The sequence below is a fragment of the Gammaproteobacteria bacterium genome (genome assembly GCA_034522055.1).
In the GTDB taxonomy this organism is placed as follows: Bacteria; Pseudomonadota; Gammaproteobacteria; order JAABTG01; family JAABTG01; genus JAABTG01.
Genome location: JAXHLS010000006.1, coordinates 788,877 through 813,469, shown reverse-complemented (window position 1 = coordinate 813,469; position 24,593 = coordinate 788,877). Strand labels below are relative to the sequence as shown.

At 65.6% G+C, this 24,593-nt stretch carries 27 protein-coding genes; 10 read left to right on the top strand and 17 right to left on the bottom strand.

Annotated elements, in window-relative coordinates; all coding sequences use genetic code 11:
• Position 1: 1 nt before the first annotated feature.
• The 4 genes from U5S82_22565 to U5S82_22550 form a co-directional block, all read right to left on the bottom strand.
• Positions 2–931, bottom strand: a complete 930-nt coding sequence (locus U5S82_22565; protein MDZ7754347.1) for a LysR substrate-binding domain-containing protein — start codon at positions 929–931, stop codon at positions 2–4.
• 69 nt (positions 932–1,000) lie between these two features.
• Positions 1,001–1,369, bottom strand: a complete 369-nt coding sequence (locus U5S82_22560) for a response regulator (GenBank protein MDZ7754346.1) — start codon at positions 1,367–1,369, stop codon at positions 1,001–1,003.
• Positions 1,370–1,494: 125 nt separating this feature from the next.
• Positions 1,495–2,313: an endonuclease/exonuclease/phosphatase family protein gene (locus tag U5S82_22555; GenBank protein MDZ7754345.1), complete on the bottom strand. Its 819-nt coding sequence runs from the start codon at positions 2,311–2,313 to the stop codon at positions 1,495–1,497.
• A 150-nt stretch (positions 2,314–2,463) separates the two neighbouring features.
• The gene (locus U5S82_22550; GenBank protein MDZ7754344.1) at positions 2,464–2,916 is read right to left on the bottom strand and encodes an Rrf2 family transcriptional regulator; all 453 of its coding nucleotides are present in this window, start codon (positions 2,914–2,916) and stop codon (positions 2,464–2,466) included.
• Between the two features lie 190 nt (positions 2,917–3,106).
• Between U5S82_22550 and U5S82_22545 the strand changes: the two genes are divergently transcribed.
• Positions 3,107–4,063, top strand: coding sequence for an acetyltransferase (locus U5S82_22545; protein MDZ7754343.1), 957 nt, complete (start codon positions 3,107–3,109; stop codon positions 4,061–4,063).
• Here U5S82_22545 and U5S82_22540 read toward each other — a convergent pair.
• The 6 genes from U5S82_22540 to U5S82_22515 all read right to left on the bottom strand — a co-directional run bounded on the left by U5S82_22540 (position 4,054) and on the right by U5S82_22515 (position 9,647).
• A complete protein-coding gene (locus U5S82_22540; protein MDZ7754342.1) occupies positions 4,054–5,931 on the bottom strand; it encodes an EAL domain-containing protein in 1,878 nt (625 codons plus the stop codon). The genes U5S82_22545 and U5S82_22540 overlap by 10 nt on opposite strands.
• Positions 5,932–6,197: 266 nt before the next feature.
• A complete protein-coding gene (locus U5S82_22535) occupies positions 6,198–7,553 on the bottom strand; it encodes an ATP-binding protein (protein ID MDZ7754341.1) in 1,356 nt (451 codons plus the stop codon).
• A 4-nt stretch (positions 7,554–7,557) separates the two neighbouring features.
• A complete protein-coding gene (locus tag U5S82_22530; GenBank protein ID MDZ7754340.1) occupies positions 7,558–8,250 on the bottom strand; it encodes a response regulator transcription factor in 693 nt (230 codons plus the stop codon).
• Between the two features lie 9 nt (positions 8,251–8,259).
• Complete coding sequence (locus U5S82_22525) at positions 8,260–8,511, bottom strand: peptidase M4 (GenBank protein ID MDZ7754339.1); 252 nt, start codon at positions 8,509–8,511, stop codon at positions 8,260–8,262.
• A gap of 34 nt (positions 8,512–8,545) precedes the next feature.
• Positions 8,546–9,100 (bottom strand): glycine zipper 2TM domain-containing protein, encoded by a 555-nt coding sequence (locus U5S82_22520; GenBank protein MDZ7754338.1) that lies wholly within the window; start codon positions 9,098–9,100, stop codon positions 8,546–8,548.
• 211 nt (positions 9,101–9,311) lie between these two features.
• The gene (locus U5S82_22515; protein MDZ7754337.1) at positions 9,312–9,647 is read right to left on the bottom strand and encodes a hypothetical protein; all 336 of its coding nucleotides are present in this window, start codon (positions 9,645–9,647) and stop codon (positions 9,312–9,314) included.
• Between the two features lie 564 nt (positions 9,648–10,211).
• Between U5S82_22515 and U5S82_22510 the strand changes: the two genes are divergently transcribed.
• A complete protein-coding gene (locus U5S82_22510; GenBank protein MDZ7754336.1) occupies positions 10,212–10,604 on the top strand; it encodes a hypothetical protein in 393 nt (130 codons plus the stop codon).
• A 45-nt stretch (positions 10,605–10,649) separates the two neighbouring features.
• On the opposite strand, the gene U5S82_22505 is transcribed toward U5S82_22510, so the two are convergent.
• Positions 10,650–10,955, bottom strand: coding sequence for a YcgL domain-containing protein (locus U5S82_22505; GenBank protein MDZ7754335.1), 306 nt, complete (start codon positions 10,953–10,955; stop codon positions 10,650–10,652).
• A gap of 73 nt (positions 10,956–11,028) precedes the next feature.
• Between U5S82_22505 and rlmKL the strand changes: the two genes are divergently transcribed.
• The 5 genes from rlmKL to U5S82_22480 all read left to right on the top strand — a co-directional run bounded on the left by rlmKL (position 11,029) and on the right by U5S82_22480 (position 17,041).
• Positions 11,029–13,155 carry a bifunctional 23S rRNA (guanine(2069)-N(7))-methyltransferase RlmK/23S rRNA (guanine(2445)-N(2))-methyltransferase RlmL gene (rlmKL, locus tag U5S82_22500; protein ID MDZ7754334.1) on the top strand — a complete coding sequence of 709 codons (2,127 nt, stop codon included), beginning with the start codon at positions 11,029–11,031 and terminating at the stop codon, positions 13,153–13,155.
• Position 13,156: 1 nt separating this feature from the next.
• On the top strand, positions 13,157–13,345 hold the full coding sequence (locus U5S82_22495; GenBank protein MDZ7754333.1) for a hypothetical protein: 189 nt from the start codon (positions 13,157–13,159) through the stop codon (positions 13,343–13,345).
• A 5-nt stretch (positions 13,346–13,350) separates the two neighbouring features.
• A complete protein-coding gene (locus U5S82_22490) occupies positions 13,351–15,636 on the top strand; it encodes an ATP-binding protein (GenBank protein ID MDZ7754332.1) in 2,286 nt (761 codons plus the stop codon).
• A gap of 115 nt (positions 15,637–15,751) precedes the next feature.
• On the top strand, positions 15,752–16,600 hold the full coding sequence (locus U5S82_22485) for a response regulator (GenBank protein MDZ7754331.1): 849 nt from the start codon (positions 15,752–15,754) through the stop codon (positions 16,598–16,600).
• Positions 16,601–16,705: 105 nt separating this feature from the next.
• The gene (locus U5S82_22480) at positions 16,706–17,041 is read left to right on the top strand and encodes a metalloregulator ArsR/SmtB family transcription factor (protein ID MDZ7754330.1); all 336 of its coding nucleotides are present in this window, start codon (positions 16,706–16,708) and stop codon (positions 17,039–17,041) included.
• Positions 17,042–17,139: 98 nt separating this feature from the next.
• Here U5S82_22480 and rnd read toward each other — a convergent pair whose 3' ends face one another.
• Positions 17,140–18,246 (bottom strand): ribonuclease D, encoded by a 1,107-nt coding sequence (rnd, locus tag U5S82_22475; GenBank protein MDZ7754329.1) that lies wholly within the window; start codon positions 18,244–18,246, stop codon positions 17,140–17,142.
• A 154-nt stretch (positions 18,247–18,400) separates the two neighbouring features.
• Here rnd and U5S82_22470 point away from each other — a divergent pair, with 154 nt between their 5' ends.
• Together U5S82_22470 and U5S82_22465 are read left to right on the top strand one after the other, a co-directional pair.
• Positions 18,401–18,976, top strand: a complete 576-nt coding sequence (locus tag U5S82_22470) for a hypothetical protein (GenBank protein MDZ7754328.1) — start codon at positions 18,401–18,403, stop codon at positions 18,974–18,976.
• On the top strand, positions 18,973–19,461 hold the full coding sequence (locus U5S82_22465) for a hypothetical protein (GenBank protein MDZ7754327.1): 489 nt from the start codon (positions 18,973–18,975) through the stop codon (positions 19,459–19,461). Before U5S82_22470 ends, U5S82_22465 begins: the two co-directional genes overlap by 4 nt.
• A gap of 57 nt (positions 19,462–19,518) precedes the next feature.
• Here the strand turns inward: U5S82_22465 and folE2 are convergent, their stop codons facing one another.
• The 5 genes from folE2 to xseB form a co-directional block, all read right to left on the bottom strand.
• Positions 19,519–20,340, bottom strand: coding sequence for a GTP cyclohydrolase FolE2 (gene folE2 / locus U5S82_22460; GenBank protein ID MDZ7754326.1), 822 nt, complete (start codon positions 20,338–20,340; stop codon positions 19,519–19,521).
• Positions 20,337–20,723 (bottom strand): 6-carboxytetrahydropterin synthase QueD, encoded by a 387-nt coding sequence (gene queD / locus U5S82_22455; protein ID MDZ7754325.1) that lies wholly within the window; start codon positions 20,721–20,723, stop codon positions 20,337–20,339. Before queD ends, folE2 begins: the two co-directional genes overlap by 4 nt.
• 16 nt (positions 20,724–20,739) lie before the next feature.
• The gene (gene dxs, locus U5S82_22450) at positions 20,740–22,644 is read right to left on the bottom strand and encodes a 1-deoxy-D-xylulose-5-phosphate synthase (GenBank protein MDZ7754324.1); all 1,905 of its coding nucleotides are present in this window, start codon (positions 22,642–22,644) and stop codon (positions 20,740–20,742) included.
• 69 nt (positions 22,645–22,713) lie between these two features.
• Positions 22,714–23,631, bottom strand: coding sequence for a farnesyl diphosphate synthase (locus U5S82_22445; GenBank protein ID MDZ7754323.1), 918 nt, complete (start codon positions 23,629–23,631; stop codon positions 22,714–22,716).
• A complete protein-coding gene (gene xseB / locus U5S82_22440; GenBank protein ID MDZ7754322.1) occupies positions 23,618–23,863 on the bottom strand; it encodes an exodeoxyribonuclease VII small subunit in 246 nt (81 codons plus the stop codon). The genes U5S82_22445 and xseB overlap by 14 nt, the downstream gene beginning before the upstream one ends.
• A gap of 258 nt (positions 23,864–24,121) precedes the next feature.
• Between xseB and U5S82_22435 the strand changes: the two genes are divergently transcribed.
• Positions 24,122–24,541 (top strand): rubrerythrin family protein, encoded by a 420-nt coding sequence (locus U5S82_22435; GenBank protein ID MDZ7754321.1) that lies wholly within the window; start codon positions 24,122–24,124, stop codon positions 24,539–24,541.
• The last annotated feature ends 52 nt before the right edge of the window (positions 24,542–24,593 follow it).

The following is a 24,593-nucleotide window of genomic DNA, read 5'->3' as shown; positions in this document are numbered from 1 at the left end:
CTCAGCCGGCATCACCGAGCATGCGTACGCAGGTGAGACCGGAATGCCGGATCGCCTGCTTGACGGCATCTACGGCCCCGGGACGGGTGAAGCCGCGACGCCAGGCCAGGGCCACCACGCGTTGGGGCTCCGGATCGACGAAACGCCGGATGGCCACCAGACGCCGTGAGTACTTCTCCGCCCCCGCCGAGGAGCAGGGCAGCACGGTGACGCCGAGACCCGAGGCCACCATGTGGCGGATGGTCTCCAGGGAGCTGCCTACCATGCCGCGCAGGGCATTGCTGCCGCCGGGCTGAACGCATTCCGGACATGCCTCCACCACTTGGTCGCGAAAACAGTGTCCCGGCCCCAGGAGCAGGATGTTCTCGTCCGCCATCTGGGCGGCCGGAATGGTGTCCTGCTGGGTCCAGGGATGGGAGGCCGGCATGAGGATCACGAAGGGCTCTTCGTAGAGGGGTTCCGTCTCGATGCCCGGCTCATGAAAGGGCAGGGAGATGACGATGACGTCCAGCTCACCCTTGCGCAGATGTTCGCTCAGGACGTGAGTATAGTTTTCCTCGATGAGCAGGGGCATGTCGGGTGCGCTGTCCCGCAGGAGCGGGATGATCTCCGGCAACAGATAGGGGGCGACGGTGAAGATGGCCCCCAGGCGCAGGGGCATGGCCAGATCCCCCTCGTGATGCGCCGCGGCCTCCCGGATCCCCTCGACCTCCCGCAGCACCTGCTCGGCCCGGGTGATGATGGTCTCGCCTGTGGCGGTCACCAGCACCTCGCCCCGGCCCCGTTCGAACAGGACGACGCCCAGCTCCTCTTCGACCTTGCGGATGGCCACGCTCAGGGTGGGTTGGCTGACGAAGCAGCTCTCCGCCGCCCGCCCGAAGTGACGCTCCCGCCCTACGGCCACGATATACCTGAGTTCGGTGAGGGTCATGGGGAAGTATTACATCGTGGGCCGGGTCCGGATTCTCCGCGGTTGAACAGTGTCAAGCCGGACAGGCTTCTAGATCTGGGCAAGATGGGCCTGGACGCGGTCGATGAGCAGGTCTTCCTTGACCGGCTTGACGATGTAATCCCGGGCCCCCTGGCGGATGGCCCAGATGCGGTCCGTATCCTGATCCTTGGAGGACACCACGATGACCGGTATATGGGCGGTCTGCTCATCCTTGGCCAGCTTGCGGGTGGTCTGGAAGCCGTTCAGCCCCGGCATGACCACGTCCATCAGAATGAGATCGGGCCTGTGGTTGCGGGCCATGTCGATGCCCTCCTCGCCGGTGGCGGCGGTCAGGGTCTGATAGCCATGGCGGGCCAGGATATCGGCGATGACGTAGGCCTCGGTGGGCGAATCTTCGACGAGCAGGATGGTCGGCATGGCGGGCCCCGGTTCTGGTATCGCGGTGTCCGCTCCGTCGAATCGGGAGCGAGTGCGAGCGAAAAGTAACCGTTTCCGGGGAAGCGGGCAAGGTGCTCCGGACCCGTCCCATGTGCTGCCTCGGTTCAGGGCAACACGTCCGGCGGGATCCGCAGTTCCAGGGCCACCGGCAGGTGATCCGAGTAGGCCCACTGAGGTACGTAGGCCTTTTCCACCACGATCTCACGGGTCACCAGGATATGGTCGATGCGCCGGCTTGGGCGCCAGGTGGGAAAGGTGTTCTCCTCGGTGTCGGGCAGTACCAGATCCGTGGAGTCCAACAGCAGCTTGACCTCCGGTGCGTTACTGTCGCAGTTGAAATCGCCCATCACCACGGCATGGGGATGGGCGTTGACCAGTTGGCTCAGGAACAGCATCTGGCGGCTGCGCGCCCGCTGGCTCAGGGCCAGGTGGACGACGATCACCGTGATCCAGTGGGGATGATGTCCGAAGCGTGACAGCAGCGCCCCGCGCCCCGGCAGCCCGGGGAGCTTGTAATCGAAGGTCTCGGTGGGCTCGATACGCGACAACAGCCCGTTGCTGTGGCGGGCGAGCCGGCCCATGCGCCGATTGACCTGGTTGTACCAGAACGGGAAATCGGCGCGTTCCGCCAGATAGCGGGCCTGGTTGACGTAACCGGTGCGCATGCTGCCGCCGTCCATCTCCTGCAGGCCTACGATATCGAAGGCGCGCAGGCCCGATTCCACCATCAGGTCCAGGTTTTGCCAGCGACGCGTATGGGGGACGAGATGGCGCCAGCCGTGGGTAACGTAGTCCCGATAACGGGTGGTGGCAATGCCGGTCTGGATGTTGTAGCTGAGCACCTTGAGACGGCGCCCCGGGGACTGGTCGCCCAGGCTGACGCCCTGCGGGTCCCGGGGGATGCCCACGGCGTGTGGAATCATGGTTAGACAGGGCCGATTCGAAGCACGGTAAGGGATGATACCGGAACCGGCGGGCAGGTGTTTAAAAAAGGGCCGCCCTTGAGGGCGGCTCAATTCTCATGGTTCTGTTGCCCCGGCGCCTTCCGCGATGCCGTCGGGGCGGAGCGTCTGTCAGGCGGCACGCCTCTTGTCTGTCTGAAAGTGCCGGGGATGGCGACGCGCAAACTCGGTAATGTTGGTACGCCCCAGCATCTCCGACAACTTGATGCCGTCGAGGAAATCGTTGATCTGCTGGCTGAGGTCATCCCACAACTCGTGGGCCACGGACTGCCGGCCGGTCACGCGGCCCTTGCGGCCCCGCGCGCTGGTGTCCTCCACGGCGCCGATGATATCCGCAACGGTGATCTCCTCCGCCGGCCGGGCGAGCCGGTAACCTCCGCGCGGTCCCCGTATGCCCTCGACCAGTTTACTCTCCTTCAAACGGCTGAAGATCTGCTCCAGGTAGGACAGGGATATGTCGTGGTCATCCAGGACATCCACCAGCGCCACCGGACGCTGCTGGGACTTGAGGCCCAGGTCGATCATCGCGGCAACAGCATGACGGCTTTTCGCGGAAATTCTCATGAAATTTTCTCCGTTACGTTTATAGCCAGAAATCTTGGGGCTAAAAAACCTAGTGCCTTACTCGGGAATTGAGTTTGGCAGAGTGGCCACCGGTAAGTCAAGTGCGCTTTGTGGTTCCGGGCCAATCTGAGGTTAAATACGCGCATGAATACCCTCTGGATCACGAAATTCCGACAGGAAGCCCATAAAAGTGACTTATATAGACGTTTTCAACGGTGATGCGGACGGCCTTTGTGCCCTACAGCAGCTCAGACTGGCCCATCCTGTCGACTCGACCCTCATAACGGGTGTCAAACGGGATATTGCCCTCCTGGAACGAGTATCCTGCACCGCCGGCACCCGCGTAACGGTCCTCGATGTATCCCTGGACAAGAACCGTGCCGGCCTTCTGAACCTGCTGGAGGCCGGTGCCCATGTTCAGTACTTTGACCACCATTACCATGGGGAGATTCCCCGACACCCCCATCTGGAAACCCATCTCGATGTTACGTCGGACAGGGGAACCAGTCTCATCGTGGACGATTACCTGGGGGGGCGCTTCCGGGCCTGGGCCGTGGTGGGTACCTTCGGGGATAACTTCGACGACCAGGCCCGGAAGGCGGGGCAGGCCCTCCATCTGTCGAGTGAAGACCTGGAGCGGCTGCGGTGGCTGGGTGTCTACCTCAATTACAACGGCTATGGCGCCGCCGTGACAGACCTTCATATCCCACCCGACGCGCTGTTTCTCAGGATGCGGCCTTACGCCGATCCGCTGGAATTCATCGAGCGGGACGAGGCCTTCAAGCGTCTGGAGAGCGGCTATCGCAACGATATGGCGCGCGCCGCCGATCTCTCGCCGGCCCTGGACGGCGGGGCCTGCGCCCTCTACGTGTTACCGGCCGCACCATGGGCGCGGCGGGTCTCGGGGGTACTGGCCAACCAGTTGGCCAGCGGCGCCCCGGAACGGGCCCACGCCTTACTGACGCAGCTCGACGGGGGAGGGTACGTCGTGAGTGTGCGGGCCCCGCTGGCGAAGCGGAGCGGTGCCGATACCCTGTGCCGGCAGTTCGCCAGCGGCGGCGGGCGCGAGGCGGCCGCCGGCATCAACCATCTGGCAGAAGAGGAATACGATCGTTTCGTGGAGGCCTTTTCCGCGGCCTATTGTTGACTCGCGACATGGGATGCGGCAGCGGGTCGCAGCCGTTCCATCAGGCGCTGCGCCGATACGGGACGGCTGAGCAGAAAGCCCTGGACCTCGGTACAGCCCTCGGCACACAGGATATCCAACTGGGACTGGGTCTCCACGCCTTCTGCGATGACCTTCAAGTCCAGGTTGTGCGCCAGCGCCAGGGTGGCCTTGACGATGGCCAGATCATCGGTGTCATGTTCCACGTCCTGGACGAAGGTGCGGTCGATCTTGAGGCGGTCCAGGGGATAGCGCTTGAGATTCACCAGGGACGAGTGGCCGGTGCCGAAGTCGTCGATGGCCAACTGGATGCCCATCTCGTGGAGGGCATAGATGTTGCGCTGGGCGATCTCCTCCTGGTCCAGGATGGCACTCTCCGTGATCTCCACCTCCAGGCGGCTGCCCGCCACGCCCTCTTCCAGCAGGATCTCGCGCACATGGTCCTTGAACCACGGCGTGACGAGTTGACGGCGGGACACGTTGACGGCCACCACGAAGGGGGGAATGCCCATCTCGTCCCAGGCCCGCAGCTGGCGGCACGCCGTGCGGATGACCCAGTAGCCGATGGCCTCGATGAGCCCCGAGATCTCCGCCACCGGTATGAAGCTGCCGGGTGACACCAGGCCCTTCAGGGGGTGGTTCCAGCGAATGAGGGCCTCGGCGGCGGGCATGGTACCCTTCAAGATGTCGTACTGGGGCTGGTATTCGAGGAAGAATTCGTCCCGCTCCAGGGCGCTGCGCAGTTCCAGTTCGAGGGAGAATCGCTCCAGGGTTATGGAACTGAACTCCTTGTTGAACAGCTGGTAGTTGTTGCGCCCCCTTTCTTTGGCCAGGTACATGGCGGTGTCGGCCTGCCGGAGCAGCATTTCGATATCGGTGCCGTCATCCGGAAACATGCTGATGCCGATGCTTCCCGTCACCATGAGTGGTTGCCCGTTGACCACGAAGCCCCGATGCAGCTCGTGGATGAGTTTGTCGGCGGTACGCATGGCGTTGGTGGCGTTGTCGATATCCTCGGCGATGAGGGTGAACTCGTCGCCGCCCAGTCGGGCGAAGGTGTCCTGGGCCCGGCAGACCCCCTGCAGGCGCTCGGCCACCTGGCGTAGCAGCTCGTCGCCGGCGTGGTGGCCTAGGCTGTCGTTGATCACCTTGAACCGATCGAGATCCAGAAACATCACGGCCCCCGAGGTACCGCGGCGCTCGGCCCGCCGGATGGCCTGAACGAGACGGTCCTGGAAGAGCATGCGATTCGGCAACTGGGTCAGGGCATCGTGGGTGGCGATGTATTCCAACTCACCCTGGGACTTCTTCAGCTGGGAGATGTCGGCAAACACCATCACGTAGTGGGTGATGTCACCCGCGGCATCACGAACGGTATTCAGGGTCAGCCACAGGGGCAGCACGGTGCCGTCGGCACGGCGGCCGCTGAACTCGCCCTGCCACGCGCTATAGCGTTCCAGATGGTCCCATATGGAGGCCTGAATGGGACTGCGGTGGTCGAGGGAGAGGAAGCCGAGCACGTCGCCGAGGGGCGCGTCCAGCTGTAGCCCGGTGATGTCGTGAAAGGCCGGGTTGCCGAACAACGGCCGGCGATCGCGGTCCATCACCAGCACGCCTTCGGCGGCGGCCTTGAACACCGAGTCGAGGAGCAAGGCCCGCTCCTCGGCCCGGCGTTTCTCCGTCACGTCCCGCAGCAGCAGCGACGCGCTACCGCCGGCGGCAGCGTGGTCATGAATGGTGCCATAGACGGCGTCCACGGCAGCGAGCAGGCGCCGCCAGCCGGCGGCGTCGGGCGGTGTTACCGTAGCGAGCCCGAGGTCCTCCAGTTGTGCGCTGAGCAGCCTATGCACGGCATGTCCCCGCATGAGGAAAGATAAAGGCCTGTTGGGCGATGCATCGGTGCAACGGCAGTCTCCGTGGACCCGAGGGCGTGGATTTCCGGGCCATCCCGGGGGCACGCCGCAGGCTATGTCATCTGACCCGGGCACGGGCCGGTACCGGTACCGTCGCGCAGGCTCGGGATGGCGTCGCCATGGTCCCCTGGGATGAACAACTCAAACTGTTGCGGCTGAAGTCGGGTAAAACTTGAAGAACCGGGGGGTGCCGGACCGCGCCGTCACGGCGCCAGCCGCAGGCTCACCTGGAGCCCGCCCAGGGGGCTCCGTCCGAATTCGGGCACACCGCCGTATTCCGCCGCCAGATCCCTGACCACGGCCAGGCCGATGCCGTGCCCGGGGACGCCCGGGCAGGGCCGGAAACCCCGTTCCCCCAGGCGCCCCCAATGGATGTCGGCGACGCCGGGACCGTCGTCCTCCACCCGTACCAATAAGGCATCGTCCGGGCCGGCGGTCCTCCGCAGTGTCAGGCGCACCCGGCCACGGCACCATTTCCAGGCGTTGTCCATGAGATTGCCCAGGATCTCCATGAGGTCGCCGCGGTCGCCGCGGAAACGGAGTCCTGCCTGGAGGTCGGCGGTGAACTCGACCCGTCTGTCGTCGTAGACCTTGTCGAGGCTGCGTCGCAATTCCGCCACCAGCGGGGCCATCTCCACCGTGCCCGACAGGGGTACCCGGCCCGCCACGGCGGCGCGCTGGAGATGATAGTCCACCGCGCCCTGCATGCGTTCCAGTTGCTCGTCCATCTGGCGGCGGGCGGCGCCCCCGGGTTCGAGGTCTTCCTTGATGCCATGAAGGATGCTCAAGGGGGTCTTCAGGCTGTGGGCCAGATCGGCGAGGCTGTCGCGGTAACGGGCGAGGCGGGCTCGATCCTGATCGAGCAGGGCGTTCATGTTCCGGGTCAGGGGCAGGATTTCCACCGGATAGTCGGGGGTAAAGCGTTCCTCGTGGCCGGCCTCGATCGCCTTCACTTCCCGAATGAGACGCAGCAGGGGTTTCATGCTGAGGCGCAACAGCGCGAGGTGGGCCGCCACGAGAAAGAGCGCCGAGGCCGCCAAACCGCCCCACAGCGAGCGACGGAAGGCGGCGATTTCGTCCTTGAAACGGGTCTCCGCCTCGACCACGGTGAAGGTGAGCAGGCGATGTTCGTCCGGCGCCATTTCCCAGCGTACGGTCAGGGAGGTACTATAAGTGCCGTGGACGGCATCATGGCCGAAGTCCTTGTAAGCGGGTCGAGACGTCGCCGCCGGCCGTGGCAGATCCCGCGCCGAGGCGGAAGGGGATTGCCACAGGAGTCGGCCGTCGCCATTCCAGATGGCGGCATAGAGGTCGCTCTCGCTTCCTGTGAGGCCCGGTTCGGCGAGACTGTCGGGGACCGAGATGGCACCCTGCTCGTCGATCTGCACCAACCCCATGAGGCCGTACAGGTGGGCCTCCAGGCGGTCCTGCAGCGCGGTCCGCGCCGAGTCCCGGAAGCCCCGGTCCAGGCTGAGACCCGCCAGCCCCAGGGCCACGGTGAGCATGACGGCGGTGGAGATCACCAGCCGGGTGATCAGAGACCCGGGCCGATGGCCCATGCCTTCAGCCTCCGCCGGCCGTGTCCCGCGTCAGGCGCAGGCGGTAGCCGCGGCCTCGCAGGGTCTCGATGGGGGCCAGACTGCCGTCCGGGTCCAGCTTGCGGCGCAACCGGCCCACCAATACCTCGAGCACATTGCTGTCGCGGTCGTCGTCCTCGGCGTACAAGTGCTCCGTGAGGACGCTCTTGGACAACACCTCGCCGGCATGGAGGACGATATATTCCAGCAGGCGGTATTCATAGGCGGTGAGACCGACCGGCGCACCGTGGACGGAGACCCCCTGGGATGCGGTATCCACCTCGATGGGCCCGCAACGCAAGCGCGCCTCGGTCCAACCGGACGCCCGCCGCGCCAGGGCCTTCAGGCGCGCCATCAACTCCTCCATCTGGAAGGGCTTGACCACGTAGTCGTCGGCACCCGCCTCGAGTCCTGCCACTTTGTCCTGCCACCGACCCCGGGCGGTGAGGATGATGATGGGGAAAGCCAAGCCGTCCCGCCGCCAGCGCCGGATCACCTCCACGCCGTCCACATCGGGCAGTCCGAGGTCCACGACGGCCACGTCGACGGGGTACTCGCCACCGAGGAACAGGCCCTCCTCACCGCTGTCCGCGCCATCCACCACATGGCCCGCCGCGCGCAGTTCGCCCTCGAGGCGCCGGCGCAGCAAGGGTTCGTCTTCGATGACGAGGATCCTCATGACGACCCATCAGCGCCGGGGGCGGCCCGAACGCTCATCGATCTCCAGGGTGCGGACGGTGCCGTCCGGGGTGAGGACCCGCACCCGGTACTCATCGCCATTGCCGCGGCGACGTTCCACCCCCAGTACCCGTCCCCCGGTGGCGTGACGGGCGGCGGCCGCCGCCGCGTCCCTGTCCATGGTCTGCCTGGGACCGTTGCGGTCGCGATCCGCGTCCAGGGCGACGGCTGCGGGGGCGAGGACGACCGTCAATACCACCACCGATAATACCTTGAGACAGGCGCGGCGCAGCGGATCAGTAATCCGCGGGTTGGACCGAGATACGCACCCGTATCCGCTCCCCCGGGTCATGGTCCATGTGGCGAACGAACACCTCGTCGCGGTAGCGATAGGTGACCCGATAGCCGTCGGGCCGCTCCACTTCTCGATAGTCATTTCGTGTCTCGCAATGGACTTCCGTGGTGGTGTAGGACTCGCTGCGATAGCGCCCGGCACGCTGGGTGTCACGGCCGATGGAGGCACCGAGCACCGTACCCGCCACGGTCATCACGTCACGCCCCGAGCCGGACCCGAACTGGTTGCCCACCACGCCGCCGAGGATGCCACCCAGAATGGAGGGTGTATAGGAGTCACCGCCGTGACCGGCATGCCGCCGATAGCGCGTCACGGGCTCTTCCCAGCAGTCACGACGCGGCTCGGATACCCTGACGATGCGGCTGACGGGCTCCACCCGCATCACCTTCGCGTAATCATAGTATGCCCCCTCGGAGCGCTCGTCGTAGGCCGCCACCGGGCAGGCCAGGCTCACACCGAGCGCGAGGGCCACCATTATTCGAAGTCTGTTCGTCATCGCTGCTCTCCTGTCGATTTCATGTTCAACGACCAACAGGCGCGGAACACACTTTCCGGCCTTGTGATGAGAGCATAGGAGATACGAGCTGAACCCAGGCTGAACGGTGCCCGCGTCGCGCCACGGCGCCTCCGTCGCGGGTAGAATGCCCGCCCCGGGCCACCTTCCGGTCACCTGCGACAATGCATGTCGAAGGATTCGAAAGGGCTGTTCAAGCGACGAGCTTGTAGAAGAACGGTCCCCAGGAGACCAGCAGAATGGCGAACAGCGCCAGGTCGAAGCGCATCACCAGACCGTAGGAGGGCCCGTCTTCGGTGGCGGGCTCGGACATGTATACCCGGGTCATGATGAGGTCGAGGATCAGCCCCCACAGCAGAAGGATGGCGAGTACCGGCGCGACATACACCGGCAGCACGTACCACCCCGTGGGCTCGCTGCCGGCGAACCATGACAGGGCCGCGATGACCAGGACGACGAGACCCAGCATGGTGCGCAGGAAGCCGATGCTGGCGAGGAGGCCACGCTGCGGAACGGAAGATGTATTCATGTATGGTTGTTCGCGTGTTGAGGGTAAAATACCGGGCCTGCGGCATGGTCCGGCAAGGAGGGCCGTCATGCCGGCCCGGCACTCACTCAGGGCGACATCAACGGCTGCGGTGGACATATGAAGCGGTTTCCAGTTCTTGCAACCATCATACTCGTCTGCGCCGTCGCCGCGCCGGTGGCGGGCGGAGAGGGTTTCTCGTCTCAACCTCCGGCCGTCAGGGACATCTCTCCCGTGATGGACGGAGATCCATATTATGAGTGCGCCAGTTACGGCTATCAATTGAGCAAGGGCGCCTGCGCGCCGGGTTGGCCGCCCCCATCGGAGGGCTGGACCCGCGGCGCCCCCCGGGCCTCCGGCGTGGGGAGACATGGGCGGCCCGATGCGGTCTACCTTTCGCCCTATACGGGGGGCGGCCTCCGTGTGCCGGCGGCGCCCGCGGGACTACCGGGTGAAGGCAGTCCGTGGCGTACTGAAGCGGGCTATCCCTGGGGGTCGGACTATATGCCCTGGGGGTCGGACTATATGCCCTGGGGGTCGGACTATATGCAATGGGGTCGCGGGAGAATGATGGACGCCCCCGGCGCCCCCTGGGAGCAGGCCGCCCCGGGCTGGGGGCGTGCCGGACAGGGCTTCGATGCGCCCCCCCTGAGATTCCCGCGCGAGACCACGCCGGGCCGGGGTACCGCACCGCGCACCCGGGCGCCGGATGGCCCGGGTCCTGGGCGCCAAGGCACGGCAGGCGATGGCCGGGGCGGCCTCATTCCCTGGGATCCATGGTTTCAGGACGAGTCCGGGGATGCAGCCAGCGGGGCGCCGGACCCCGAGCCCGAAGCCGTGCCGGAACCAACCCATGGGGCTGCGGCGGGTCCCGGACCTCTGTTCCTCGATCCGGGACTCGAAGAGACCACGGGCGATACCGGAGTGGAGCCCTCGGGAGAGTGGGATCCCCCCCGTTAACCGGTACCCATGGGGCCGCCACGCTTCCTTCCGGCAGGGGGCCCATCAGTCGGGGTCGGTTCCGTGCCGTGATTGTCCGTCCTCGGCGGCATAGAAACGGGGGCGCCAATCCGGGGGCAGTTGCAGGTGGTAGCCCTGGGCCCGCAGGTTATGCATCACCAGGCCCACGTCTTCGCGGGCGAGCCTGCGTTCGGCGGACAATTCCAGTTCCATCACCAGTCGAAGTGTACCCAGGGTATGCAACAAGGCCTCCGGCACGGCGGCGAAATCGGACTCGCGCCCGAGGTACAGGTAGGCACCGTCATGGCGATGGCCTTTGTATATCCAACAGTGGAGGGTGGAGTGTGTCATTCGGGCATCTTGGATGGGGTAGTGGGATAGCCTGTTGCGACGGTGGTGGGTGTCTCCCATCCGCGGTGCGGACATGAGCAAGTTTAGTCTCTTTGTTTCCACGCCGAAGGGGGTGGAGCCCGCTGTGATGCGGGAACTGGAGCAGTTGGGAGTGGTGGGGGCCAGGCGGGTCGCCGCCGGGGCTCTGTTCACGGGGGATCTGTCCACCGCCTATCGTGTGTGTTTGTGGTCCCGGGTGGCCAGCCGGGTCTATCTCAACCTGGAGGACTTCCGGGTACGGGACGCTGATGAGATATACGAAGCGGTGAAGAGCATGCCGTGGCAGGACCATCTGCGTGCCGAAGGCACCCTGGCGGTGAGCTTCAAGGGCATGGGGAGCGGCATCCGGCATACCCATTTCGGGGCCCAGCGGGTCAAGGACGGCGTGGTGGACCACCTGCGGGAACTGACGGGTGCCCGGCCCACGGTGGATCTGGAGCGGCCCGACGTGCAGTTGAGCGCGGTGCTCAAAGGGGAGCGCCTGTCCATCGGCCTCGATCTGGTGGGCCGGCCCCTGCACCGGCGGGGCTACCGGGAACGCCTGGTGCCGGCCCCCCTCAAGGAGAATCTGGCGGCCGCCCTGCTGCTGCTGGCGGACTGGCCGCGCCTGGCTGCCGAGGGCGCGCCCCTGGCGGACCCCATGTGCGGCTCCGGCACCTTCCTCATTGAGGGCGCCATGATGGCGGCAGACGTGGCGCCCGGCCTGGGCCGGGAGCGCTTCGGCTTCGAGGGCTGGCTCGGACATGACCCGGAGGTCTGGTCGCGGCTGTGCGCGGAGGCGGCGGACAGGCGCGCCGCGGGGGCCGGGCGGGTTCCCGGGCTCCATGGCGGGGACAGCGACGCCGCAGCGGTGGAAGCGACCCGGATCAACGCCGGGCGGGCCGGGTTTGGGGATGATATTTCCGTGAGCACCGTGGCCGTGGCGGACTTCGCACCCGCCGGTGTCGGACCGGGCCTGCTGGTGACCAATCCGCCCTACGGGCACCGTCTCCATGGGGGCGATGCGCGGGCCGTCTACGGTGAACTGGAACGCCGCCTGGGACAACGCTTCGCCGACTGGCGGCTGGCGGTGCTGTACCCCGATGAGGTGCCGGCCACCCTGGAACTCGGCCGCCGCTGCCGCGACTGGCCCGTGTACAACGGTGCCCTGCCATGCCGGCTCCGCAGTTGTGGGCCCGTCGCGGCCGCGCCACCCGAGACCCTGGGCGAGGGCGCCACCATGTTCGCCAATCGCCTGCGCAAGAATGCCCGCCATCTCGCGAGGTGGGCGGCCCGCAACGACATCCACTGCTATCGCGTCTATGACGGTGACCTGCCGGAGTATGCCTTCGCGGTGGATATCTATGGGGGCCGCGAGCGCTGGGCCCACGTACAGGAATATCTGCCGCCGGAGTCGGTGGACGCCAACCAGGCCCGGCGTCGCCGGCGGGAGGCCGGACAGGTCATCGCCGAGGTGCTGGAATTTCCCCGCGATCACGTCTTTTTCAAGTTCCGCGAGCGCCAGAAGGGCCGCGACCAGTACGGCCGTCTGGATCGCCAGGAGCGGCTCCACGAGGTCTGGGAGGGCGGCTACCGTTTCCTGGTCAATTTCACCGACTACCTGGACACCGGGTTGTTCCTGGACCACCGCCTGGTGCGGGCGCGGGTGGGGGCACTGGCGGCGGGCGGGCGTTTTCTCAATCTGTTCGCCTACACCGGCTCGGCCACCGTCTATGCCGCAGGCAATGGGGCCGTGGAGACCACCAGCGTGGATCTGTCCACCCGCTACCTGGAGTGGGCGCGGCACAACATGGAACTGAACGGTTTCTGGGATGACCGCCACCGCTTCGTGGCGGCGGACTGTGGGGCTTGGCTGGAACAGGCCCGTGAGGAAGGCGCGCGCTACGATGTCATCTACGTGGACCCGCCCACCTTCTCCAATTCCAAGAAGATGGCGGGTCACTGGGACGTCCAGCGCGATCATGAGGCGCTGCTGCGTCTCGCCGCGGGGCTGTTGAGCCCTGCCGGCGTTCTCGTATTCAGCACCAACGCGCGGCGTTTCCGATTGAGTCCTTCCCTGACCCGGGATATGGTCTGCCGGGAATTCACCAAGGCCAGCCTGCCCGAGGACTTCAAACGCCGTCCCCGGATCCATCAGTGCTGGGAAATGAGGGGCAAGTGATATGGAAATGGGCATCTTCGGACAACTGATGTGGGGGGCGGTGGCCATTTTGGCCCTCTTTCTGTTCATGCCGGGTCTCAAGGCCGCGATGCAGAAATCCCGCGAGGCCGAGAACAAGGACTGGGCCGGGGCGTTGATCCCCATCGCCCTGGTGGCCGCCTTCGTGGTGCTCCTCATCATGGCCGTGTAACGCCGGTGCGGCTCAGAACCCAGATCCTCATCGTCCTGTTGCTGTTCGGTATGGCGCCACTGCTGGTGGCAGTGGCCAGCACCGTGCCTTTCATCTTCGAGAAGCTCGAAGGGTTCTACCATCGCGCCCACCTGCTGAACCTGCGGGCGGACTTTCGCGATCTCGATCAGCACCTGGCCAGTCGCCACGAAACGGTACGACTGCTGGCCAAGCTGGCCACCACCCGCAACCTGGTGAACGCGGGAAAGGGCGCGGAGCCCGCCGTCGTGGGGGCCGACGGGCATTGGCTGGGGAGCATCCTGCGGGACCAGGTGGATATCATCAGCGTGATGTTCCTGGACCGCCTCGGTGAACCCGTGGCCTCCTTCGAACGGGATTTCTTCACCAGGGAGCTGGAACGCAGGGATAGCCTCGCCATGCAGCCTCTGGAAAAGCAGGTATCCACCGCCCTGACTTTGGGGCCCGGAGGGGTCGTCACCGGGCCGGTGCGCATCAACCCGGAGGCGGATATCGGGCTGCCGTCCCGCTATCTCATCCTGCAGTTGGTGAGCCCGGTGTTCGATGGCCGGTCGCCGGCGCCGGGGGACGCGGTGGGGGCGGTGATGGTGAGTCTCGACATCGGCGGCCTGGCCCGCGCCTATCGCAATACCTACTGGGCCCAGGCGGATGGCCGCTACATCGGACGGGAGGGCTCCGCATTGGAGGACTTCCCGGGCTTGCACGAGATCTTCTCCGAGGGCGAACTCAGCCTGTGGAAGGGCCGGCGCGGCGAGCAGATCATCTGGGTGCCGTTACTGGCCACCGAGCGGGACGGCCCCCTGTGGGCCGGTCGCGAGGTGGACCCATCGCCCATCTTCCGCATCATGAGCGAGCTGCGCTGGCGCATCGGGGTCGTGGTGCTGCTGCTCATCGCGATGGTGCTCGTCATCGCCCACTGGCTGGCCGGGCGCATGGAGCTTTTCCGCGAGCGCCTCACCGAGGGGCTGGGGCAGATCCTGGCCCAGGAACAGGGAGTGGTCTTCGATTGGAAGGGTCCCAGAGAGGTGAGAGAACTCGCCGACAAGCTCAATCGCCTGTCGGAGGGCCACGTGCAGAACATCTCGGCCCTGCGCCAGCACGCCAGGGAGTTGGAGTCCCTCAACACCCACAAGTCGGAGTTCCTGGCCAACGTCAGCCACGAATTGCGCACGCCCCTGAATTCCATTCTGCTGCTGTCCAAGCTGCTCGCCAATGCCGACGATGGCGAATTCTCCGCGGCCCATCGCAAGCAGGCCAAGGTCATCAACTCCGCGGGGACGGATCTGCGCAACCTCATCGACGATATTCTCGACCTCAGTCGCATCGAGGCGCGCCAGACGGTGCTGCAACTGGGCGACGTGGATCTGCCTGGGTTGCTGGAGGAACTCATCGAACTGGTCCACGCCCAGGCGCAGCAGAAGGGCCTCGCCCTCTCCCTGAAAGTGGAAGAGGGCGTGCCCCACCGCATCGTCAGTGACACGGAGATGATCCGGCGCATTATCAAGAATTTCATCGCCAATGCCATCAAATTCACCCACAGTGGCGGTGTGGAACTGATTCTGGCGGCCAATGACGACGATGACCGCCACCAGCGGCCGGTGCGCATCGGCGTGCGCGACACGGGTATCGGCATTCCCGCCCACAAGCACGCCGTCATCTTCGAGGCCTTCAAACAGGCCGACGGCTCCACCAGCCGGCGCTATGGCGGTACCGGCCTGGGGTTGACCATCAGCAACGAGCTGGCCGGCCTCCTCGGTGGTCGCATCGCCCTCGAGAGCGCGGCGGGGCAGGGCGCGGAATTCAGTCTGGTGCTACCCCTGGACTTCGAACCGGGAGAGGAGATCCAGGTGGAGCGTGTGGTCACCGCGGATAACGGGCCGGAGGCGGAACCTCCGGTGCGAGCGGATTTCTCGGGCCGGCGGGTGTTGCTCGCGGATCACGAGGTGCAGACGCTGCTCGCCCTGACCCCGGTGCTGGAATCGTGGAACGTGGACGTCACCGCCGCGGGCAGCGAGGAGGAACTGCTGGAGGAACTGGACGAGTCCACCGCCTTCGACCTGATGATCATCAACCCCCGGGTGCTGGATGGGGGGCGGGGCAGACTGCGTGCTCTGCTCGGGGAGGGCCTGCTGCCCGCGGGGCTCGGGGTGCTGGTGGTGGGGGATGCGTCGGGGGATGCGCTGGAGGGGGAACGCGGACGCCTGATGGAGTTCACCGGCCACCCCGTGGATCCCGTTCGCCTGGAGCAACTCCTGCGCGGGTGCTGGGAATGATGTCCCACCCCGCCCCACCACGGCGGTCGAGGCCCTATAATGGGGCCTGTAGGCACCCTGCACCAAGGGCCGCGGCGTCAGGCCGTGGCCGACGACTGTCAACCGGGATGAAGTAATGACCTTGTATGCCGGCTTCAAACTGCTGATTGTCGATGACAACGAGAACAACCTCTTTACCCTGAGGACACTCATCGAACAACACATGGACGTCGGCATCCGCCAGGCCCTGTCCGGCAAGGAGGCCCTGGAGATCACCATGGTGGAGAGCGACATCGATCTCATCATCCTCGATGTCCAGATGCCGGAGATGGATGGCTTTCAGACCGCCAACATGCTGAAGAAGCGCAAGAAGACCCGGGATATTCCCATCATATTCCTCACCGCCGCCTACAAGACCGACGAGTTCCAGCAGAAAGGCTATGCCATCGGCGCGGTGGACTATCTGCTCAAGCCCATCGACGACAACCTGCTCATCAACAAGATCAGCACCTATTTCCGTCTCATCCAGAAGGAACGGGAACTCAATCAGGTGCTGGAGCAGAAGGTGGCCGAGCGTACCGCCGAACTGGAACAGGCCCGCCAGTATATGGAGAACATCTTCAAGACCATGGGTGAGGCCCTGCTGGTGCTGGCGCCCGACGGCACCATCCGGCGCGTCAATCCGGCGGCCTGTCGCATGCTGGGCTACGGCGAGGACGAACTCGTGGACATGGGGATCGGCGACGTCTTCGAGGAGGAAGGTGAAGAGCAGGCGCGGGCCTTCATGGGCACGTGGCTGGAGGCCCTCATCCGGGTGGGAACCATTCAAAACATCGAGGCCCGCTTCATCGCCCGGGATGAGCGGCGGGTGCCCATCCTGTTTTCCCGAACGGCCATGACGGACGGCGACGAAAACGTGACCGATATCATCTGTATCGCAAAAGACATGAGCGGCTACGTGCGGGTGGACGAAGAGCCGGAGTAAGATGGTTCAGGCGGCAGCACGATGAAGATCATGGCCGTGCCCCATCAGCGGCGCCGTTGCCGGACCGCTGGCACAGCCGGCCTCATGCACGCTTTGGAGTAGCCGATGGCAGACGACGACACGCCTCAGACAGGATCCCCGGGGGAGGATGCCGTCCTCACGGCCAATGCCCTGAAGGCCATGGCCCACCCGCTGCGCTGGCGCATCATCTGCACCCTCGGCGACACCGAGCTGTCGGTGGGGGAGATCGTCGACAGGATCGGCACCTCCCAGAGCAATATCTCCCAGCACCTGGAGCAATTGCGGGACAAGAACATCGTGACCTCCAGGAAGGAGGCCAACCGGGTCTATTACCGCATACGCAATGACCAGTTGCTACTGCTCATAGGCAACATGCGCCAAGTGCTGTGCCACGCCAATCTGGACGAGAACATACGCTGAAAGGGCGCCCAACCCAGGTTTGACCCAGCGCCACCCATGTTCGGGGGATGCCCTGCGCCGCCTCGCGATGCAGGCTCCAGAGGGCAGTCCTTGCGCCCTCAGCCGGCGTCCCGCAGGGTCAGCAGTTCCCGACCGACCGCCTCCCGGCGCCACCCTGTCAATACCCGTGCGTCGTGGCCGCCACGCACGATGGCCTCGAGTTCGGCCCGGGTGGCCATGAGTGCGGTGGATAGCCCCAATTCTCCGGCCCGCCGGGTGACGTGCGCGCCGAGGGTCTTCAACAGGCCCTTCTGTACGTCCGTCAGGGGGCCGTCGCCCGCCTGCGCGTCGCCCGGATCCTGTCCGGCGGCGGCGATGGCGGTGAGAACGGGTTCCGCGAAGGTCTTCGGCACCGTGGTGCCCTGTCCCTCGAGGGCCGCCAGCGCCGCGGGCGAGGCGGGTCGTTGCTCGGCGAGGACCAGCAAGGTGTCATTGGGCACCACCCAGCCGCGCGGCAGGTCACGGCGCTGAGCCTCCTCCTCGCGCCAGGCGGCCAGGTGCTGCAGCGCGGTGAATGCCCGGCCGGAAAGTCGCTGGCCGCCCTTGATCTTCATCCACGCCAGGGCCGGACTGACACGATAACGCTCCGGGTCCTCCAGGCGCACCATGTCCTCGAGGGCCCAGGTCAGGCGCCCCGCCTGTTCCAGTCCCTGGTAGAGCAGGGGATACATCACCAGCAGATAGCGGACGTCATCGACGGCATAACCCAGTTGGGCGGCGGACAGGGGACGGCGGCTCCAGTCGGAACGCGTATGGCTCTTGTCCAGGGTCACGCCCAGCACCTTCTCCACCAGGCCGGCGTAGCCGATCTGATCCGGATATCCGAGATAGGCCGCCGCGATCTGGGTGTCGAACAGGCTGGATGGGGTGGCGCCGCGCATGTGCACGAAGAGTTCGAGGTCCTGGCTGCCGGAATGGAGCACCTTGACCCGCTGGTCCGCGTAGAGAAGGTCCATGATCGGCCCGAGGGTCTCGAGGGCGATGGTGTCGACCAGGGCGATACCGGAGGCGGTGGCGAATTGGAGCAGACAAAGCTTGGGATAGTAGGTGCGTTCCCGCAGGAATTCCGTATCGAGGGCGATGGGATCTGCCGCAGCCAGTTCCGGGGCATACTCGGCGAGGGTGGCGGCAGTATCGATGAAGGTATAGGGGGCTGGATCGGCCATGAAAGGGGCTCTTGTGGGTCGGACTGCCATCATAACCGCGGATGACGGGCGTGTAGCGTGATTGGCCACCGCGATCTAAACTAAAGTCGCCGATGGGCACGGCCCGGGATGAGCCGGCGCATGGGCTCATGGACCGACTGGAGCCAAGGATTCGATGGTAATCATTCGCGTACTGCTGCTGGCCTTTGCGGGCGCCTGCGGGGCCGCCCTCACGGCCTTCGTCGTGCAGTTGCTGCTGCTGCGCGAGGCCGGCGCCGATCCCCTCGGTCTGGATCCGGCGAGCCTCGTGCTGGAGGTCATGGAGCTTCATCGTCACGCCCTGTTGGGGGCCGTGGTCGGCGTCCTGCTGGGGCCTTTCCCGGCCCGCGTGGACCGGCGCTTCGCGGCCGTGCTGCGCTGGCTGGTGGCGGCCGTCCTGGTGGTTTTGGCGTGGCCTCTGGCGGGCCTGCTGAGCCAAGGTGGCGGTCTGCCCACGGTGGCTGAACTGGCGGCGGGGTATCGTTTCCAGGTCGGCCTGCTCCCCGCCGGCTTGGGGGCCGCGACGACCTGTGCCCTACTCGATCTGCTGATGACCTGGAACGGGAATCGTCGGCGCATGGCGGAGTATCGACGTCTCGAGATAGGCGGCGACAACAGGGTGGATGAGACCCTCAAGGAATTCTGGCAGGACCGCGCCGAGCGTTATCTCGCCGAGAAGGGGCATACAACGAAGGAGGATGCCTCCCTGTGACCATTCCTTTCGCACGCCTGGCCCTGTCCGTTAGCGCCAGCAGTATCCTGCTGATGATGGCGGGTCTCGGTCACCATGAGGCCGGCGGGCGCGCCCTGGCAGGCAGCCCCTACCCCGCGGAACGGCCAGCCCCCATGCCCGGGAAGGCCCTGGGGCAGGGGCCGCGGGCAACGGTTCCAGCAGCGGCAGTCCACCTTTATCGCTGGCGCGATGGGCGAGGCACCATCCACGTCTCCACCGTGGCCGAGCTGGCTCCGCCCCATGCCCGGGCCGTGCCATTGCGGTTGTGGCGGGGAGGAGAACAAGAGGCCGAGGGGGAGGGTGAATCGAGGCAGGTCGTTGCCCTCGTCCCTCTGGAAGACCGTCACCCCCTGGGGGTCTACTCCGTGGGCGGGATAGAGGCCCTTATGGCGGACGCCCGGCGGGTCTCCGACGCCTTGCGGGACCGGGACCGGCTCCTGGAGAACCTTGCCAGCCAACTCTGAAGGGCGGCCTTGTATACGGCCTCGAATCCGCGATACCGCGGGGGTGGGCGGCGGGTCTCAGGTGAAGCGGGAATCGCTGATGGCGTCCTTCTTGTCCTTCTTGACCAGGGCGTAGGCCGAGTGGTTGTGAATGGACTCGAAGTTTTCCGACTCCACCACGTAGGCGGAGATGCGGTCGTCGCGGTTGAGGGCGCTGGCCACGTCCCGCACCATGTCTTCCACGAACTTGGGGTTGTCGTAGGCGTGCTCGGTGACGAACTTCTCGTCGGGGCGTTTGAGCAGCCCGTAGAGCTGGCTGGAGGCCTGCCCTTCCACCAGGTCGATGATGTCCTCGATCCAGACGAAGCCGCTGGTGCGCACCGTGACCGTCACATGGGAGCGCTGGTTGTGGGCGCCACGCTCCGAGATCTGCTTGGAACAGGGACACAGGCTGGTGACGGGCACGATCACCTTGAGCATCATGCACGGGGCCTCGTTCTCGATCTCGCCGATGAACGTCACCTGGTAGTCGATGAGACTCATGACGCCGCTGATGGGGGCCTTCTTGTTGACGAAGTAGGGGAAAGACATCTCGATGTGGCCCGTCGGGGCCCCCAGGAGTTCGGTCATCTCGCCCAGCATCACCTTGAAGGACTCCACGGAGATCTCGTACTCGTGATGATTGAGGATCTCCACGAAGCGTGACATGTGGGTGCCCTTAAAATCCTGGGGCAGACTCACGTACATGTTGAAATTGGCGATGGTGTGTTGCACGCCTCCACGCCGATCCTTCACCACCACCGGGTGCTTGATGTCCTTGATCCCCACCTTGTCGATGGGGATGCGGCGGGTATCCGCGCTGCTCTGGATATCGGCGATGCTCTCTACGGCTTGATTCATGGATAGTGTTCCTCGGTATATCGTACGCAGGCCCGGTCGGTCTCCCACAGGGTGACGGCCTTTACCGCCACGTTGCCGTCGTTCAATGCCGTGGCAAGTCTGTCGAACAGATAGGCTGCGATGTTTTCCGCAGTGGGATTGACCTCGTCAAAAGGCGCGATCTCGTTTAGATAGCGGTGGTCCAATACGCCGGCTATTTCCTTGGCCTTGGTGCGAATGACCTTGAAATCCAGGGCCATGCCCACGTCATCCAGGTGTTCGGCATCCACCTCCACCTCGAGCTTCCAGTTGTGACCATGCATCCGACTGCACGCTCCGGGATAGCCCCGGAGGGTGTGGGCCGAGGCAAACTCGGTCAGAACCTTGAGTGCATAGCGTGCCATTAATTGACAATAATACTCAAGTATTGCCGGCGATGCTACGGCCGGCCGTCTGTTCCCGGACGGCCAGACGCGCCGCTATGGCGTTCCCGATCCCCGTCGCGTCGAGCCCGCATTCCGCCAACAGTTCAGACGGTTTGCCATGCTCCACGAAGCGGTCCGGCAAGCCCAGATGCAGCAAGGGACACGCCACGCCGGCCCGCGCCAGCACCTCGCCGACGCCGCTGCCGGCACCCCCGGCCACGACGTTCTCCTCGACGGTGACCAGCAGCCTGTGGCGCCCCGCCATGTCGAGAATCAGGGCCTCGTCCAGGGGCTTGACGAAGCGCATGTTGACCACCGTGGCGTTCAGGTCCTCGGCAGCCTCCAGGGCCGGTGCCACCATGCTGCCGAAGGCGAGTATGGCGACATCCCGCCCCCTTCGACGCAACTCGGCGATCCCGATGTCCAGGGGCGCCACGGCCTGGCTTACAACCACGCCGGGTCCCGAACCCCGGGGATACCTTACGGCCGCGGGGCCGTCGTGGATCAGGGCCGTGTCGAGCATGCGTCGGCATTCGTTCTCGTCGGCCGGGGCCATCACCAGCAGGTTCGGCAGGCATCTCAGGTAGGACAGGTCGAAGCTGCCGGCATGGGTGGCGCCATCCGCCCCCACCAGGCCCGCGCGGTCGATGGCGAACATCACCGGCAGGTTCTGGATCGCCACATCGTGGATGAGCTGGTCGTAGCCCCGTTGCAGGAAAGTCGAATAGATGGCCACCACCGGTGCCAGACCCTCGCAGGCGAGCCCCGCACCCAGGGTCACGGCATGCTGCTCGGCGATGCCCACGTCGTAATAGCGGTCCGGAAAGCGCTCGGCGAAACGCACTAGACCGGAACCCTCCCGCATCGCCGGGGTGATACCCACCAGCCGGGGTTCCCGCGCCGCGGCGTCGCACAGCCAGTCGCTGAACACCTGGGTATAGGTGGGCCCACCTTTGGCCTCTGCCTTCTTGAACTCGCCGGTCTGGGGGTCGAAGGCCGATACGCCATGGTAGGCCACGGGCTGATCTTCCGCCGGCGCGAAGCCCTTGCCCTTGCGGGTCACGATGTGCAGGAACTGGGGGCCGGGCAGGGCGCGCAGGTTGCGCAGGGTCTTCACCAGGTTGGGCAGGTCGTGCCCGTCCACGGGGCCGATGTAGTTGAACCCGAGTTCCTCGAACAGGGTGCCGGGGACGATCATGCCCTTCATGTGTTCTTCCGCCCGCCGCGCCAGTTCCCATACCGAAGGCATGTTGCGCAGGGCCTTCTTGCTGCCCTCGCGGAAGGTGGAGAATATGGGGCCGGAGAGCACCCGGGCCAGATAGTTCGACATCCCCCCCACGTTGGGAGAGATGGACATTTCGTTGTCGTTGAGGATGACCAGCATGTCCACATCGAGGCTGCCGGCGTGATTGAGGCCCTCGAAGGCCATGCCCGCAGTGAGGGCGCCGTCGCCGATGATGGCCACTACCCGGCGGTCGCTGCCGGCCTGGCGGGCGGCCAGGGCCATGCCCAGGGCGGCGCTCACGGAGGTGCTGGAATGCCCCACACCGAAGGTGTCATAGGGGCTCTCGGCACGCCGCGGAAAGCCCGACAGGCCGTCCTTGAGGCGCATGGTGTCCATACGCCTGCGCCGGCCCGTGAGGATCTTGTGGGGGTAGCTCTGGTGCCCCACGTCCCACACCAGGCGGTCTTCGGGAGTATCGAAGACATAGTGCAGCGCGATGGATAGTTCCACCGTGCCGAGGCCGGCGGCGAGGTGCCCCCCCGTCCTGCCCACGGACTCGATGAGGAACTCCCGCAACTCGCCGGCCAGACGCGGCAGATCGCCTTCGGCAAGGGTTCGCAGATCCGCCGGGACATCGATGGATTCCAACAATGGAAAGGGCGAGGGAGTGGGCATCGGCGGATTCGTCAGGAATGGGTCAGGATAAACAACGAAGTATAAGGGCAACCGCCCCCGGCAGGCGCCTCAGTTGCCGCGGCGGACGATGAAGGCCGACAGGCCCCGCAGGTGATCCGCGCGCTCGTCCAGGCCGGAAAGGCTCTCCAATGCGGCCTCGTGCAGTTCCTCGGCGATGCGCTTCGCCTCCGACAGTCCCACGATGGCGGGATAGGTGGGCTTGTTGCGCTGGACGTCCGCGCCCTGGGGCTTGCCGAGATCCTCGGTACTGAGTTCTACGTCGAGGATGTCATCCCGGATCTGAAAGGCGAGACCGATACACTTGCCGTAATGATCCAGCCTGTCCTCGAGGGCGGCATCGGCCCCGTCCCCCGCCGCCAGGGCACCGAGCAGCACCGCGGTGCGAATCAGTGCTCCCGTTTTGTGGATGTGCATGATCTCCAGCTCGGCGAGATTCAGGTCTTGACCCACCGCATCGAGGTCGATGGCCTGGCCTCCGGCCATGCCGCGGGAACCGGCGGCGATGGCGAGACGGGATACCATTTCCAGGCGCGTCTGGGAGGGCAGGGCGGCCTGGCCGTTGCCGTTACCGGCCAGTATCTGGAAGGCGAGGGACTGAAGCGCGTCGCCCACGAGTACCGCCGTGCCTTCGTCGAAGGCCTTGTGGCAGGTGGGCCGGCCGCGTCGCAGGTCGTCATCGTCCATGGCGGGGAGATCGTCGTGGACCAGCGAATAGGCATGGATGAGTTCCACCGCACAGGCCCCGGCATCCAGGGTATCCATCGGCACCCCCAGGGCATGGCCGGTGGCGTATACCAGCAGCGGCCGCACCCGCTTGCCCGCCCCCAGCACCGCGTAGCGCATGGCCTCGTGGAGGCGCGTGGGCAGGAGGGTGGAGGCGGGCAGCAGGGCGTCCAGGCGTGCTTCCACGCGGCTACGGCACTCGGTGGCATAGGCCTCGAGGGCGCCGAAATCAGTCGGAGTCATGATCGTCGGTGGGGATGTCGAGGGCCTGGATGGTACCTTGACCGGAAAGGACCTCCACGCGCCGCTCGGCGTCATCCAGGGCCTCGCGGCAGGTACGGCTGAGTTCCATGCCGCGAGCGTAGAGTTTCAGGGATTCCTCCAGGGGGAGTTCGCCGCTCTCCATGCGTTCCACCAGCTGTTCGAACTCCCGTAACGCGGCTTCGAAGCCCGGCTTGGCGCGACCTTTGGGCACTGTTTCTTCCATTCGGGGCAAACGAAGTAAACTAAACCACCCTCCCATACGGGTCAAATGGTGGCGGTGTAGGATTTGACCCGTGGCGGGCTGTTGACAAGCCCTGAAGGGTGAACTAACTTCTCGATATGTTTTTAGACCTAGTCTAAATTTGTAGCCGGCCGACCGATGGCGGCGGGTGCCCGGGTATCACCGGCGGGCACCATGGCGTCGCCGGTGCGGGCCGGATCCGTTAAATCACTCAGGAGGACAATCAGCATGGAACTCAAAGGCAGCAAGACCGAGAACAATCTCAAAGACGCATTTTCCGGGGAATCCCAGGCCAACCGCCGCTACCTGTACTTCGCCGCCAAGGCGGACGTGGAAGGCTACAATGACGTGGCCGCGGTGTTCCGTTCCACCGCCGAGGGCGAGACCGGCCATGCCCACGGGCATCTGGAATACCTGGAGGCCGTGGGTGACCCGGCTACCGGCGAGCCCATCGGCGGCACCGATCTCAACCTGAAGGCGGCCATCGCCGGCGAGACCCACGAGTACACCGACATGTACCCCGGCATGGCCAAGGCTGCCCGGGACGAGGGCTTCGACGAGATCGCCGACTGGTTCGAGACCCTGGCCAAGGCGGAGCGCTCCCACGCCAACCGCTTCAAGAAGGCCCTGGACACCCTGGACGCCTGAGTCGCGCTCAGGACCCGACGGTACCCGCCCAGGGCGGGTACTCCCAGGAGGC

Coding starts and splice junctions, on each gene's coding strand:
- U5S82_22565 (MDZ7754347.1), bottom strand. CDS start 931: ATGACCCTCACCGAACTCAGGTATATCGTGGCCGTAGGGCGGGAGCGT.
- U5S82_22560 (MDZ7754346.1), bottom strand. CDS start 1,369: ATGCCGACCATCCTGCTCGTCGAAGATTCGCCCACCGAGGCCTACGTC.
- U5S82_22555 (MDZ7754345.1), bottom strand. CDS start 2,313: ATGATTCCACACGCCGTGGGCATCCCCCGGGACCCGCAGGGCGTCAGC.
- U5S82_22550 (MDZ7754344.1), bottom strand. CDS start 2,916: ATGAGAATTTCCGCGAAAAGCCGTCATGCTGTTGCCGCGATGATCGAC.
- U5S82_22535 (MDZ7754341.1), bottom strand. CDS start 7,553: ATGGGCCATCGGCCCGGGTCTCTGATCACCCGGCTGGTGATCTCCACC.
- U5S82_22530 (MDZ7754340.1), bottom strand. CDS start 8,250: ATGAGGATCCTCGTCATCGAAGACGAACCCTTGCTGCGCCGGCGCCTC.
- U5S82_22520 (MDZ7754338.1), bottom strand. CDS start 9,100: ATGACGAACAGACTTCGAATAATGGTGGCCCTCGCGCTCGGTGTGAGC.
- U5S82_22515 (MDZ7754337.1), bottom strand. CDS start 9,647: ATGAATACATCTTCCGTTCCGCAGCGTGGCCTCCTCGCCAGCATCGGC.
- U5S82_22510 (MDZ7754336.1), top strand. CDS start 10,212: ATGATGGACGCCCCCGGCGCCCCCTGGGAGCAGGCCGCCCCGGGCTGG.
- U5S82_22505 (MDZ7754335.1), bottom strand. CDS start 10,955: ATGACACACTCCACCCTCCACTGTTGGATATACAAAGGCCATCGCCAT.
- rlmKL (MDZ7754334.1), top strand. CDS start 11,029: ATGAGCAAGTTTAGTCTCTTTGTTTCCACGCCGAAGGGGGTGGAGCCC.
- U5S82_22495 (MDZ7754333.1), top strand. CDS start 13,157: ATGGAAATGGGCATCTTCGGACAACTGATGTGGGGGGCGGTGGCCATT.
- U5S82_22485 (MDZ7754331.1), top strand. CDS start 15,752: ATGACCTTGTATGCCGGCTTCAAACTGCTGATTGTCGATGACAACGAG.
- U5S82_22480 (MDZ7754330.1), top strand. CDS start 16,706: ATGGCAGACGACGACACGCCTCAGACAGGATCCCCGGGGGAGGATGCC.
- rnd (MDZ7754329.1), bottom strand. CDS start 18,246: ATGGCCGATCCAGCCCCCTATACCTTCATCGATACTGCCGCCACCCTC.
- U5S82_22470 (MDZ7754328.1), top strand. CDS start 18,401: ATGGTAATCATTCGCGTACTGCTGCTGGCCTTTGCGGGCGCCTGCGGG.
- folE2 (MDZ7754326.1), bottom strand. CDS start 20,340: ATGAATCAAGCCGTAGAGAGCATCGCCGATATCCAGAGCAGCGCGGAT.
- queD (MDZ7754325.1), bottom strand. CDS start 20,723: ATGGCACGCTATGCACTCAAGGTTCTGACCGAGTTTGCCTCGGCCCAC.
- dxs (MDZ7754324.1), bottom strand. CDS start 22,644: ATGCCCACTCCCTCGCCCTTTCCATTGTTGGAATCCATCGATGTCCCG.
- U5S82_22445 (MDZ7754323.1), bottom strand. CDS start 23,631: ATGACTCCGACTGATTTCGGCGCCCTCGAGGCCTATGCCACCGAGTGC.
- U5S82_22435 (MDZ7754321.1), top strand. CDS start 24,122: ATGGAACTCAAAGGCAGCAAGACCGAGAACAATCTCAAAGACGCATTT.